A 13,920-nucleotide genomic window follows, 5' to 3' on the forward strand; every position below is an offset into this window, starting at 1 on the left:
ACCCGTAGGGCGGGGCAAACCCCGCCTTCCGTTCCAACTTTGGTGGGGTGAACCCCACCCTACGGAGAGACAAATGGCTGTTCTCGTCAACGAAAATACCAAAGTGATCTGCCAGGGCTTCACCGGCTCGCAGGGCACCTTCCACTCCGAACAGGCGATTGCCTACGGCACCAAGATGGTGGGCGGCGTAACCCCCGGCAAAGGCGGCACGCTGCACCTCAACCTGCCGGTGTTCAACTCGGTGCATGAGGCCAAGCACGTCACCGGCGCCAATGCCAGCGCGATCTATGTGCCGCCGCCCTTCGCCGCCGACTCGATCCTCGAGGCGATCGACGCCGAGATGGAGCTGATCGTCTGCATCACCGAAGGCATCCCGGTGCTGGACATGATGAAGGTGAAGCGCGCGCTGGAAGGCTCCAAATCGCGCCTGATCGGGCCGAACTGCCCGGGCGTCATCACCCCCGACGCCTGCAAGATCGGCATCATGCCGGGCCACATCCACCGTCGCGGCTCGGTCGGCGTCGTGTCCCGTTCGGGCACGCTGACCTATGAGGCAGTGAAGCAGACCTCCGACCTCGGCCTCGGCCAATCCTCGGCGGTCGGCATCGGCGGCGACCCGATCAAGGGCACCGAGCATATCGACGTGCTGGAAATGTTCCTGGCCGACCCGGAAACCCAGTCGATCATCATGATCGGCGAAATCGGTGGCTCGGCTGAAGAAGAAGCCGCGCAGTTCCTCGCCGATGAAAAGAAGCGTGGCCGCTGGAAACCCACCGCGGGCTTCATCGCGGGCCGTACCGCGCCGAAAGGCCGCCGCATGGGCCACGCGGGCGCCATCGTCGCCGGTGGCAAAGGCGATGCGGAATCGAAGATCGAAGCCATGAAAGCGGCGGGCATCATCGTGGCCGACAGCCCGGCGGGCCTCGGCGAAGCCGTGATGAAGGCGCTGGGCAAGTAATGCCTGATCTCTGGCCTCCCGGTTGCGGGGGGCCACACTCCGGGGAGGGGAGTGAGATGGTCCAAAGTCGATATCTCGTGACCGCGCCGGACCCGTCCCAATGGCGGGCGTTTTGCCGTTCCCTCTCTCCCCTGTCCCTCACCCGATCCTGACCCCCGGCCCCGATCATCCTCAAGGATAATGCCGATGAACGACCAATCCCCCAACGACGCGCTGCACGCCTCGTCCTTCATGGACGGCGCCAACGCCGATTACATCGACCAGCTTCAGGCCCGCTATGCCGCCGATCCCGCTTCGGTGGATGCCGGCTGGGCCGCCTTCTTCAAGGCGCTGGGCGACAGCGAGCTGGACGCCAAGCGCGCCGCCGCGGGCCCGTCCTGGGCGCGGGCCGACTGGCCGCCGCAACCGCGCGACGATCTGACCGCCGCGCTGACCGGGGAATGGCCGATCGCGCCGAAAGAGGCGAAGGGCGCGGGCGCCAAGATCGCCGCCAAGGCCGAGGAAAAGGGCATCTCGCTTTCCGACGCGCAGATCCAGCGCGCCGTGCTGGATTCGATCCGCGCGCTGATGATCATCCGCGCCTACCGGATCAGGGGCCACCTGATCGCCGATGTCGATCCGCTGGGGATGCGCGACGCCTCGCTGCACCCGGAACTTGACCCGAAATCCTATGGCTTCACCGAAGCCGACATGGATCGCCCGATCTTCATCGACAAGGTGCTGGGGCTGGAAACCGCCTCGATGCGCCAGATCATGGACATCGTGAAGCGCACCTATTGCGGCACCTTCGCGCTGCAATACATGCATATCTCCGATCCCGAACAGGCCGGCTGGCTGAAGGAACGGATCGAGGGCTATGGCAAGGAAATCGCCTTCACCCGCGAAGGCCGCAAGGCGATCCTGAACAAGCTTGTCGAGGCCGAGGGCTTCGAGAAGTTCCTGCATGTCAAATACATGGGCACCAAACGCTTCGGCCTGGACGGGGGCGAGGCGCTGATCCCCGCCATGGAACAGATCATCAAGCGCGGCGGCAATCTGGGCGTGAAGGAAATCGTCTTCGGGATGCCGCACCGCGGCCGCCTGTCGGTGCTGGCCAATGTGCTGATGAAACCCTACCGCGCGATCTTCAACGAATTCCAGGGCGGCAGCTTCAAGCCGGAAGACGTGGATGGCTCGGGCGATGTGAAATATCACCTTGGCGCCTCGTCCGACCGCACGTTTGACGGCCATACCGTCCACCTCAGCCTCACCGCCAACCCCTCGCACCTCGAAGCCGTGAACCCGGTGGTGCTGGGCAAGGTCCGCGCCAAGCAGGATCAACTGGGCGATCAGACCGACCGCCATCAGGTTCTGCCGATCCTGCTGCATGGCGATGCGGCTTTCGCGGGGCAGGGCGTCGTGGCCGAATGTTTCGGCCTGTCGGGGCTGAAAGGCCACCGCACCGGCGGCACCATCCACATCGTGGTGAACAACCAGATCGGCTTCACCACCGCGCCGCACTTCTCGCGCTCGTCGCCCTATCCGACCGACATCGCGCTGATGGTCGAAGCGCCGATCTTCCACGTCAACGGCGATGACCCCGAGGCCGTGGTGCATGCCGCCAAGGTGGCGACCGAATTCCGCCAGACCTTCCACAAGGATGTCGTGATCGACATCTTCTGCTACCGCCGCTTCGGTCACAACGAGGGCGACGAGCCCATGTTCACCAACCCGGCGATGTATACCGCGATCAAGAAGCACAAGACCACGCTGCAGCTTTACACCGAGCGGCTGGTCAAGGACGGCCTGATCCCGGAAGGCGAGATCGAGGACATGAAGGCCGCGTTCCAGGCCCGCCTGAACGAAGAGTTCGAGGCCGGCAAGGAATTCAAGCCGAACAAGGCCGACTGGCTGGATGGCCGCTGGAAGAACCTGTCGAAAGAAGGGCGCGAATATTCCGCCGGGCAGACCGCGATCAAGCCGGAAACGCTGGCCGAGGTCGGGGCTGCGCTGACCCGCGTGCCCGACAATTTCGACCTGCACAAGACCGTCGGCCGTCAGCTCGAATCCAAGAAGAAGATGTTCGAAACCGGCACTGGCTTCGATTGGGCCACGGCCGAGGCGCTGGCCTTCGGCTCGCTCGCGGTCGAAGGCTTCCCGGTGCGTCTGTCCGGTCAGGACTGCACGCGCGGCACCTTCAGCCAACGCCATTCGGCCTTCGTCGATCAGACCACCGAAGAGCGTTACTATCCGCTCAACCACATCCGCCCCGGTCAGGCGCGGTATGAGGTGATCGACTCGATGCTGTCGGAATATGCGGTGCTGGGCTTCGAATACGGCTATTCGCTGTCCGAACCCAATGCGCTGGTGATGTGGGAAGCCCAGTTCGGCGATTTCTGCAACGGCGCGCAGATCATGTTCGACCAGTTCATCAACTCGGGCGAAAGCAAATGGCTGCGCATGTCGGGCCTTGTGATGCTGCTGCCGCACGGCTTCGAAGGGCAGGGGCCGGAACATTCGTCCGCCCGCCCGGAACGCTTCCTGCAACTGTCGGCGCAAGAAAACTGGATCGTCGCCAACTGCTCGACCCCGGCCAACTACTTCCACATCCTGCGCCGCCAGATCCACCGCGACTTCCGCAAGCCGCTGGTGCTGATGACGCCGAAATCGCTGCTGCGTCACCCGCTCTGCGTCTCGACCGCCGCCGATTTCACCACCGGCTCGCAGTTCCACCGCGTGCTGTGGGATGATGCGCAACTCGGCGTGTCGAAAACCGCGCTGAAACCGGATGCCGAAATCAAGCGCGTCGTGATGTGCACCGGCAAGGTGTATTACGATCTGCTGGCCGAACGTGACGCCCGTGGCATCGACGACGTGTATCTGCTGCGCGTGGAACAGCTCTACCCGTTCCCGGCGCAATCGCTGCGCGCCGAACTGGGCCGCTTCCCGCAGGCCGAGGTCATCTGGTGTCAGGAAGAGCCGAAGAATCAGGGCTACTGGACCCATATGGAGCCGAATATCGAGTGGGTGCTCGATCAGGTCGGCGGCGCGACCAAGCGTCCGCGCTATGTGGGCCGCCACGCCTCCGCTTCGCCCGCCACGGGCCTTGCCTCCAAACACAAAGCTGAACAACAGGCGCTCGTGAATGATGCGCTGACGGTTGAAGGGAAATAAGCCATGAGCATCGAAGTCCGCGTCCCCGCCCTTGGCGAAAGCGTCACCGAAGCCACCATCGCCACCTGGTTCAAGAAGCCGGGCGATACTGTCGCGGTGGACGAAATCCTGTGCGAGCTGGAAACCGACAAGGTCAGCCTCGACGTGCCCTCGCCCGCCGCAGGCGTGCTGGGCGAGATTCTGGCGCAGGAAGGCGAAACCGTCGCCGCTGCCGCGCTGCTGGCCACCATCGTCGAAGGCGCTGCCGGTGCTGTCGCCCCGGCGGCCAAACCCGCCGCTGCCGTGGCCGCCCCGGCCCCGGTCGCCGCAGCCCCGGCGGCCAAGGATGTCGAAGACGCCCCCGCCGCCAAGAAAGCCATGGCCGAGGCCGGTCTTTCGCGCGATGCCGTGCAAGGCTCGGGTCGGGATGGCCGCGTGATGAAGGAAGACGTGGCGAAGGCTCTGGCCGTTGCCGCAGTGGCGCCCGCCCCGGTCGCGGCCCCGCCGCGCGCCCCCGTGCCCGCCGATGACGCCGCCCGCGAAGAGCGTGTGAAGATGACGCGCCTGCGCGCCACCATCGCCCGCCGCCTGAAAGACGCGCAGAACACCGCCGCCATGCTGACCACCTATAACGAGGTGGACATGTCGGGCATCATGGAACTGCGCAACGCCTACAAGGACCAGTTCGAGAAGAAGCACGGCGTCAAGCTGGGCTTCATGTCCTTCTTCGTGAAGGCCTGCGTCCACGCGCTGAAAGAAGTCCCGGAAGTCAACGCCGAGATCGACGGTCAGGATGTGGTCTACAAGAACTACGTCCACATGGGCGTCGCCGTCGGCACCCCGAACGGCCTCGTCGTGCCGGTGGTGCGGGATGCCGACCAGATGGGCTTTGCCGCGATCGAGAAGAAGATCGGTGAATTCGGCCTGCGCGCCCGTGACGGCAAGCTGTCGATGGCGGAAATGCAGGGCGGCAGCTTCACCATCTCCAACGGCGGCGTCTACGGCTCGCTGATGTCCTCGCCGATCCTGAACCCCCCGCAATCCGGCATCCTCGGGATGCACAAGATCCAGGATCGCCCGGTGGTGGTGAACGGCCAGATCGTCATCCGCCCGATGATGTATCTCGCCCTGTCCTACGATCACCGCATCGTGGACGGCAAAGGCGCCGTGACCTTCCTCGTCCGCGTCAAGGAAGCCCTGGAAGACCCGCGCCGGTTGCTGATGGATCTGTGATCCGCTCAGGGTGCGCCAGAACGGCGCACCCTGCCGAAAACCCCCTGAGATGCGCATCCCTTGCGCATCTTGTTGCGGAGCCCGCCAATGACCCCCGAACTCACCGCCCTTGCGCTCGCCGGTCTGGTGCAGGTCGCCCAATACCTGCTCTTCGCCGTCCCCGCCAATCTCGAACTCGGCACCACCTACACCTCCGGCCCCCGCGACACGCCGCCTGCGCGGCAGCTCTCCCCCGTCACCGCCCGTCTGCAACGCGCGATGGCCAACCATTTCGAAGGGCTGATCCTCTTCACCCTCGCCGTCGTCGTCGTGACGCTCGGCAACCAATCCTCCGGCGTGACGCAGGCCTGTGCCTGGGCCTATCTCGCCGCCCGCATCTTCTACATTCCCGCCTATGCCCTTGGCTGGTGCCCCTGGCGTTCCGCCATCTGGGCGGTGGGATTCTTCGCAACCGTGGCGATGCTTGTCGCCGCACTGACCTGAAAAACGTCTGACGGCGGGTGAACAGCGGGTGTACCAAGGGTGCACAGATGTCACCCCCCCCTAGGAAAGGATCTGACCATGGCGGAATTTGATGTCATCATCATCGGCGGCGGCCCCGGCGGCTATGTCTGCGCCATTCGCTGCGCCCAGCTGGGCCTGAAAACCGCAGTGGTCGAAGGGCGCGATGCGCTGGGCGGCACCTGTCTGAACGTGGGCTGCATCCCGTCGAAGGCGCTGCTGAACGCCACGCACCAGCTGCACGAAGTCCATGAAAACTTTGAGAAAATGGGCCTGATGGGCGCGCATCCCACGGTGGATTGGGCCAAGATGCAGGCCTACAAGCAGGACGTGATCACCGGCAATACCAAGGGGATCGAGTTCCTGTTCAAGAAGAACAAGGTCACCTGGCTGAAAGGCTGGGGCACCATTCCGGCAGCGGGTCAGGTGCAGGTGGGGGATGAGGTTCACACCGCGAAAAACATCGTGATTGCAACGGGTTCCGAGCCGTCGAGCCTCCCCGGCGTCACCGTGGACGAAGAGGTTGTGGTCACCTCCACCGGCGCCTTGGCGCTGGCTGCGATCCCGAAATCCATGGTCGTGATCGGCGCCGGCGTGATCGGGCTGGAGATGGGCTCCGTCTATGCCCGCCTTGGTGCTGAAGTGACGGTGGTCGAATATCTGGATGCCATCACCCCTGGCATGGATGCCGAAGTGGCCAAGACCTTCCAGAAAATCCTTGCCAAGCAAGGTCTTAAGTTCATCCTCGGCGCCGCGGTGCAGGGCACCGAGCGCACGGGCGCGGGCGCGAAAGTGGCCTACAAACTGCGCAAGGATGACTCGGCACATGAGATCGAGGCCGATGTGGTGCTGGTCGCCACGGGCCGCAAACCCTATGTCGCCGGTCTGGGGCTGGAGGCCCTGGGCGTCGAGATGGAACCGCGCGGGCAGGTGAAGACCGACGGGCATTTTGGCACCAATATCAAGGGTTTGTATGCCATCGGTGATGCGATTGTCGGCCCGATGCTGGCCCACAAGGCCGAAGACGAAGGCATGGCGCTGGCCGAAATTCTGGCGGGCAAGGCCGGTCACGTTAACTATGGGGTAATCCCGGGTGTGGTATACACCACGCCGGAGGTGGCCACGGTCGGCAAGACGGAAGAGCAACTGAAAGCGGAAGGCCGCGCCTACAAGGTGGGCAAGTTCAGCTTCATGGGCAATGGCCGCGCCAAGGCGGTGTTCCAGGCGGATGGCTTCGTCAAGATGCTGGCCGACAAGGAAACCGACCGGATTCTGGGCTGCCACATCATCGGGCCGGGCGCGGGCGACCTGATCCACGAGGTTTGCGTGGCGATGGAATTCGGCGCATCGGCACAGGATCTGGCGCTGACCTGCCATGCGCACCCCACCTATAGCGAGGCCGTGCGCGAAGCAGCGCTGGCCTGCGGCGACGGCGCGATCCACGCCTGATCGACCCCGGCCTAGCAAACGGAAACGCCCGGACCTGCGGTCCGGGCGTTGCTGTTTTGCCTCGCGTCCTGCCTGCGCAGGCCGCTCAGGGGCCTGCGGCGCGGGTATTTCAGCAAAGAAGAAGCCGAAAGCCCGCCAGGGATGGCGGGCTTTCGGGTTTCGGATCAAAGGGTTACTCGGCTGCGATCGGGGCCTGATCGACCAGCCCCACAATGTCGAGCATGATCCGGTTCAGCTCGAAATCCTTCGGCGTATACACGGCGGCAACGCCCATGGCGCGCAGCGCTGCCGCGTCATCCTCGGGGATGATGCCACCGACGACCACCGGAATATCGGCAAGGCCCGCGTCGCGCATCCGCTCCATCATCTCGGCGATCAGCGGCAGGTGGCTGCCCGACAGGATCGACAACCCGACGACATGCGCCTCTTGCTCCACCGCCGCGCTGACGATTTCGGCCGGGGTCAGGCGGATACCTTCGTAATGGATGTCCATGCCGCAATCGCGGGCGCGGGCGGCGATCTGTTCAGCGCCGTTGGAATGGCCGTCAAGCCCCGGTTTTCCAACGAGGAATTTCAACTGACGCCCGAGTTTGGAGGAAACGGCGGCCACCGCCTCGCGGATCGGTTCCAACCCTTCGGTGCGGTTGGAGGGGCTGCGCGAGACGCCGGTGGGCGCGCGGTATTCGCCGAAGGCGCGGCGCACCACGGCGCCCCATTCGCCGGTCGTGGCGCCCGCCTTGGCGGCGGCAATCGAGGCGGGCATGACGTTCTGGCCACTGGCACAGGCCTGACGCACCGCCTCCAGCGCGGCTTGCACCTTGGCCTCGTCGCGGCTGGCGCGCCAGGTGTTCAGCCGTTCGATCTGGTCGCGTTCGGCATCGGCATCGGCCACCATGATCGCGCCGTCCCCCGCCGTCAGCGGCGAGGGCGCGGCCTCGGTCCAGCGGTTGACGCCGACCACGATGGTCTCTTTCGATTCGATCCGGGCGATGCGTTCGGCGTTGGACTCGACCAGCCGGCCCTTCATGTAGTCGATGGCGGCCACGGCGCCACCCATGGCGTCGATCTGCGCCAATTCGGCGCGGGCGCCGGTCTTCAGCTCTTCCACCTTGCGGTCAATGGCGGGGTTGCCGTCAAAAAGATCATCATATTCAAGCAGATCAGTTTCATAGGCCAAGATCTGCTGCATCCGCAGCGACCATTGCTGATCCCAGGGGCGGGGCAGGCCGAGCGCCTCGTTCCAGGCCGGAAGCTGCACGGCGCGGGCGCGGGCTTTCTTCGACAGGGTGACGGCCAGCATCTCGATCAGGATGCGATAGACGTTGTTTTCCGGCTGCTGTTCGGTCAGCCCCAGCGAGTTCACCTGCACGCCGTAACGGAAGCGGCGATATTTGGCATCCTCGATCCCGTAACGGTCGCGGCAGATTTCGTCCCACAGATCGACAAAGGCGCGCATCTTGCACAGCTCGGTCACGAAGCGGATGCCTGCGTTCACGAAGAAGGAAATCCGGCCCACCATATTGGGGAAGTCAGCCGGGGCCACCTTGCCTTTCAGATCGTCCAGCACGGCGCAGGCGGTAGCCAGCGCGAAGGCCAGTTCCTGTTCCGGCGTCGCCCCCGCCTCTTGCAGGTGGTAGGAACACACGTTCATCGGGTTCCATTTCGGCAGGTGCTTTTGCGTATAGGCCGCGACATCGGTGATCATCGACAGGCTGGGCTTCGGCGGGCAGATATAGGTGCCGCGCGACAGGTATTCCTTGATCAGGTCGTTCTGCACCGTGCCGTTCAGCTTCGAGATATCGGCGCCTTGCTCCTCGGCCACCGCTATATACAGCGAAAGCAGCCAGGGCGCGGTGGCGTTGATCGTCATCGAGGTGTTCATCTGTTCCAGCGGAATGTCCTGAAACAGCGCCCGCATGTCGCCCAGATGCGCCACCGGCACGCCCACCTTGCCCACCTCGCCGCGCGCCAGTTCATGGTCGCTGTCATAGCCGGTCTGGGTCGGCAGGTCGAAGGCGACCGAGAGACCGGTCTGCCCTTTGGCGAGGTTGGTGCGATAGAGCGCGTTCGACGCTTTGGCCGTGGAGTGCCCGGCATAGGTGCGGAACAGCCAGGGGGAATCCTTCGCTACGGTCATGGCGGGCCTCGTGAATCGGGATTGCAACTTTATTTCGTTCTGATGTATATGGGGGAAAGATTATGTCAATGTCAATTCGCCGCGTTGCGGCAAATCTGGTGCATGTGCGGCAAGGCCACGGATCCTGCCGTGTATGCCTCAGATGAGGTCTGATCGTTTCAACATCGAGGCTTGCCATGAAAACCAAGGTTCTTTGTCTACTGGCATTTGTCGCAGCGGCCGGCCCTGCCTTGGCCGATCTGCAAGCAGGGCTTTCGGGACGCACCTTGACGGCAAAGGGGGCCACAATCGTTCTCGGGGCCGACGGTGTGATGTCGGGGACAGTGGGCAAGGATGCATTGAAGGGCCGGTGGAGCGTGCAGAGCAACCAGATGTGCCGTACAATCACAGAGCCACAGCGGTTGGCGGGTAAGGCCTGTCTGGATGCGGTACTTGACGGCAGCACGCTGACCGTGATGCGACCGGATGGAACCGCGCTTGTCTACAAGGTCGAATAATTCTCGCGAGAAACGGGGGAAATCAAATTCAATAAGTTGAATTTGATGGGGTGTCGCGCTATATGGTCCTGGGGGCGCGGGTCGCGCCCGAAAAAAGGGGATGGCCATGACGCTTGATCGTTCGATTTTCCTGTTTGCCGGTGTGATGGTGCTGCTGAGCGTGGCACTGACCCTGTGGGTTTCACCCTATTTCGTGTGGTTCACCGTGTTCATCGGCGCCAACCTGATCCAGTCGTCCTTCACCGGCTTTTGCCCGGCGGCAATGATCTTCAAGGCGCTGGGCATCAAGGCAGGCTGCGCGTTCCAGTAAACGTGGCGGTCTGACGCGGGGGAAATCCCTGTCTTTGTTCGGATCACTTCGCTATGCTGCGGTGCAGCGAGGGGATTCGGATGGGTAAAGTAATCACGGTTGCACAACAAAAGGGCGGCGCGGGCAAGACCACGCTGGCCGTGACGCTGGCAATCAGTTTTGCGCGGCAGGGGCTTCGGGTGGCGTTGCTGGACAGCGATCCGCAAGGCAGCCTCGGGCGCTGGTTCATGACGCGGGTGGAACGGCTGGGGGCAGCAGATGTCGAATTCTCCACCGCTTCGGCTTGGGGGGTGGGCTATGAGTGCAAGAAACTGCGCCAGACCCATGACATCGTGATCGTGGACACGCCGCCCAAGGTGGACAGCGACCTGCGCCCGTCACTGCGCGAGGCGGATCTGGTGCTGATCCCGGTGGCCTCCAGCCATGTGGATCTGTGGGCAACAGACGGCGTGCTGGATCTGGTGGCGCGCGAAAGCACGCGGGCGCTGATCGTGCTGAACCGGATGAATACCGGCACGCGGCTGGCGGAAGAGGTGGCACAGGCGGCCCATGGCGTGGCGCAGGTGGCCACGGCGCGGCTGGCCAATCGTGTGGCCTTTGCGGAATCGCTGGGTCAGGGGCTTTCGGTCGTCGAAGGGCGCGGCGCGGCGGCGACCGAGGGAAAGGCGCTGGCGGCCGAGGTTCTGGCGGTTCTGGCGGAATAGGGCGGGGTTTCCCCCGCCTGTTTCAGAATACCCGCGCCGTTTCAGAATACGTCGAACAGATATAGCAGGATGATGATCGGGATCGGGATGCCGATCACCCATGCGAGGATACCTTTCATGGTGCGTCTCCTGTGTTGCTGTACAGGCAACGCGCCGCAGCGCAGGGGGTTCCCGATGTGGCGGCAGGGCGGTGCTACGACGCGCCTTTCAACCCCAGCCGGATCTGCTTTTCGATCTCGACAATGACAAAGAACGCGACCCCGATCGCGAGGATCAGCAGGCCATCGGTCAGCGGCACCGGCCTTGTGCCAAGGATCGCCTGCAGGGGCGGAAGATATGTCACCGCGAGCTGGGCGGCGGTCATGGCCGCCACAACGGCCCAGACCACCCGGGTGCCGCGCGCGGCGGCCCATGTCAGCGAGGTGCTGTGCAGGCTGCGGATGAAGAACAGATGGAAAATCTCCAGCACGACCATCATGTTCATCGCCATGGTCTGTGCCAGTGCCAGCGGATGGCCTTGGCCGATGGCATAGGTGAAGATGCCAAAGACCGCCGCAAGGAACAGCGCCGCCACCAGCACCACATGCCAGACCAGCGCAGCGGACAGGATCGGGGCGCTACGGGGGCGGGGCGGGCGGGCCATGGTGCCCGCTTCGGTCGGCTCGAAGGCCAGAGCGATTCCCAGCGTGACCCCGGTAATCAGGTTGACCCAGAGTATCTGGACCGCCGTGATCGGCAGGGCGAGACCGGCAAGCAAAGCCAGCACCACGGTCAGGGCTTCGCCCGCACTGGTGGGCAGCTCGAAACTGATCACCTTTTTCAGGTTGTCATAAACCGTGCGCCCCTCGCGCACCGCCGCGGCTATGGAGGCGAAGTTGTCATCCGCCAGCACCAGAACGGCGGCCTCCTTCGCCGCCTCGGAGCCTTTCAGCCCCATGGCGATGCCCGCATCGGCACGTTTGAGCGCGGGCGCATCGTTCACCCCGTCGCCGGTCATGGCAACCGACAGGCCGTTGGCCTGCAGCGCGGTCACGAGGCGCAGCTTGTGTTCCGGGCTGGTGCGGGCAAAGACATCGACCGTTGCCACCTCCAGCGCCAGTTGCGCATCGTCCAGCCTGTCAAGGTCGGCGCCGGTCAGCACGCGGTCCGGGTTTTCCAGCCCGATCCGGGCAGCGATGGCGCGGGCCGTGCCGGCATGGTCGCCGGTGATCATCTTGACGCGGATACCCGCCGCCCGACATTCGGCCACGGCGGCAATCGCCTCGGGGCGCGGCGGGTCGATCAGGCCGATGAGGCCAAGGAACCTCAGACCATCCTCAAGATGCGCGGGGTCGATCCATTTGCCGGCCTTGACCCGCTCGGCCAGCGCCAGAACGCGCAGCCCCTGCGCCGCCATTGCTTCGGCGCGCTGGTGCCAGTGCTGGATATCGAGCCCGGCACACATGCGCAGCACCCGTTCGGGGGCGCCCTTCACATGGACCATGCGCCCTTCGGCGCTTTCGGTCAGCACCGCCATGAAGCGATGGCGGGAATCGAAGGGTATGGCATCCAGCCGCCGGGCCGTCGCACGGGGATCGGGGATCACCTTGCCCGCAAAGGCCAGCAGCGCGCCCTCCATCGGATCGCCCTCGACCGTCCAGACCCCATCCCGGCAGATCAGACCGGCATCGTTGCACAGGGCCGCCGCCCGTGCGAGCCGCGACAGATCGCCCGCAGGTGTCACCGCGCCTTCGGGCGCATAGCCCGCGCCCGAGATCGCAAAACTGCCAGCCGGGGTTTCGGCGGCGGCCACAACCATCTCGTTGCGGGTCAGGGTGCCCGTCTTGTCGGTGCAGATCACCGAGACAGAGCCGATCGCCTCGATCGCGGGCAGACGGCGGACAATGGCGTGGCGCCGCGCCATGGCCTGCACCCCGATGGCCAGAGTGATGGTCATCACGGCGGGCAATCCTTCGGGGATCGCGGCCACGGCGATGCCGATCACGGCCATGAACATCTCGGAAAAGTCGCGCCTGTCCACGAAATGGCCATAGGCGAGCAGAAGGCCCGAAGAGAGCAGGATCAGAAACGACAGCCAGCGCGCGAACCTGTCCATCTGTGCGACCAGCGGGGTCGTCAGCGAATCGACACTGGCCAGCAGCCCGCCGATCCGGCCGATCTCGGTGCGGCTGCCAGTTGCCACCACCAGCCCGCGCGCGGTGCCCTGCGTCAGCAGCGTGCCAGACCACAGCATCGAGCGACGGTCGCCAAGGGCCGCATCGGCGCCAACCGGCCCCGGTGCCTTCTCCACCGGCACGGATTCGCCCGTCAGGATCGCCTCCTGCGCCGCCAGCCCGCGCGCCTCGAGGATCCGCAGGTCGGCGGGCACCTTGTCTCCCGCCTCCAGAAGCACGATGTCGCCGGGCACCAGATCGGCCCCGTCCACCGTCACCCGCGCGCCACCGCGCAAGACGGCGGCGCGGGGGGCCAGCATCTTGCGGATCGCGGACATCGCGGTTTCGGCCCTGCCCTCTTGCAGAAAGCCGATCACGGCATTGGCAAGCACCACGGCCAGAATGACCCCGGTATCCACCCAGTGCTGCAAGGCGCCGGTCACCACGGCAGAGGCAAGCAGCACATAGATCAGCACATTGTGAAACTGCAGGACAAAACGCAGGACCGGCCCGCGCGCCCGTATCTCGGGCAGGCGGTTCGGCCCATGCTGTGCCCGCCGCCGGTCGGCCTCGTCGTGGCTCAGCCCCTCGGGCCCGGCCTGCAGCGCGGCAAGGCAGGCCTCGGCGGGCAGGCTGTGCGGCATGGCGAGGGGGGTGGGCAGGGGCATGGGCAATCCGGTACTCCAGGCAACATGCGCCGTGCTGCAGGCGTCAGAGATCGGCCAGACAGGCGGCGGCTTCGCAGCGACGGGTTCAAAAGGCACCAGATCCTGCGACCGATCCAGCGCTAACCGATGGACAGTAACAGATTGATCGCAAAACGGCGGACCCCTCGATGCGCGCAAG

Annotated in this window: 10 protein-coding genes; 8 read left to right on the forward strand and 2 right to left on the reverse strand. The window is 64.7% G+C overall.

What is annotated here, in order from left to right; translation table 11 throughout:
• The first annotated feature begins 73 nt into the window (after nt 1-73).
• From sucD to lpdA, 5 genes are all read left to right on the forward strand, one after another.
• Nucleotides 74-958, forward strand: coding sequence for a succinate--CoA ligase subunit alpha (sucD, locus tag BMX43_RS14885; protein ID WP_091302761.1), 885 nt, complete (start codon nt 74-76; stop codon nt 956-958).
• A 186-nt stretch (nt 959-1,144) separates the two neighbouring features.
• Nucleotides 1,145-4,111, forward strand: a complete 2,967-nt coding sequence (locus tag BMX43_RS14890; RefSeq protein WP_091302763.1) for a 2-oxoglutarate dehydrogenase E1 component — start codon at nt 1,145-1,147, stop codon at nt 4,109-4,111.
• Between the two features lie 3 nt (nt 4,112-4,114).
• Complete coding sequence (odhB, locus tag BMX43_RS14895) at nt 4,115-5,323, forward strand: 2-oxoglutarate dehydrogenase complex dihydrolipoyllysine-residue succinyltransferase (RefSeq protein ID WP_245749491.1); 1,209 nt, start codon at nt 4,115-4,117, stop codon at nt 5,321-5,323.
• An 87-nt stretch (nt 5,324-5,410) separates the two neighbouring features.
• On the forward strand, nt 5,411-5,806 hold the full coding sequence (locus BMX43_RS14900; RefSeq protein ID WP_091302765.1) for an MAPEG family protein: 396 nt from the start codon (nt 5,411-5,413) through the stop codon (nt 5,804-5,806).
• 78 nt (nt 5,807-5,884) lie between these two features.
• The gene (lpdA, locus tag BMX43_RS14905) at nt 5,885-7,273 is read left to right on the forward strand and encodes a dihydrolipoyl dehydrogenase (protein ID WP_091302767.1); all 1,389 of its coding nucleotides are present in this window, start codon (nt 5,885-5,887) and stop codon (nt 7,271-7,273) included.
• 172 nt (nt 7,274-7,445) lie between these two features.
• Here lpdA and BMX43_RS14910 read toward each other — a convergent pair whose 3' ends face one another.
• A complete protein-coding gene (locus BMX43_RS14910; RefSeq protein WP_281243141.1) occupies nt 7,446-9,437 on the reverse strand; it encodes a protein meaA in 1,992 nt (663 codons plus the stop codon).
• 149 nt (nt 9,438-9,586) lie between these two features.
• Here BMX43_RS14910 and BMX43_RS14915 point away from each other — a divergent pair, with 149 nt between their 5' ends.
• The 3 genes from BMX43_RS14915 (at nt 9,587) to parA (ending at nt 10,921) form a co-directional block, all read left to right on the forward strand.
• Nucleotides 9,587-9,907: a hypothetical protein gene (locus tag BMX43_RS14915; protein ID WP_091302772.1), complete on the forward strand. Its 321-nt coding sequence runs from the start codon at nt 9,587-9,589 to the stop codon at nt 9,905-9,907.
• A gap of 106 nt (nt 9,908-10,013) precedes the next feature.
• Complete coding sequence (locus BMX43_RS14920) at nt 10,014-10,217, forward strand: YgaP family membrane protein (RefSeq protein ID WP_091302889.1); 204 nt, start codon at nt 10,014-10,016, stop codon at nt 10,215-10,217.
• An 80-nt stretch (nt 10,218-10,297) separates the two neighbouring features.
• On the forward strand, nt 10,298-10,921 hold the full coding sequence (gene parA / locus BMX43_RS14925) for a ParA family partition ATPase (RefSeq protein WP_091302891.1): 624 nt from the start codon (nt 10,298-10,300) through the stop codon (nt 10,919-10,921).
• Nucleotides 10,922-11,114: 193 nt separating this feature from the next.
• Here parA and BMX43_RS14930 read toward each other — a convergent pair whose 3' ends face one another.
• Nucleotides 11,115-13,742 carry a cation-transporting P-type ATPase gene (locus tag BMX43_RS14930; RefSeq protein ID WP_091302774.1) on the reverse strand — a complete coding sequence of 876 codons (2,628 nt, stop codon included), beginning with the start codon at nt 13,740-13,742 and terminating at the stop codon, nt 11,115-11,117.
• Nucleotides 13,743-13,920: the final 178 nt, after the last annotated feature.

Origin of the sequence: Gemmobacter aquatilis (genome assembly GCF_900110025.1) — a bacterium.
Classification (GTDB): domain Bacteria; phylum Pseudomonadota; class Alphaproteobacteria; order Rhodobacterales; family Rhodobacteraceae; genus Gemmobacter; species Gemmobacter aquatilis.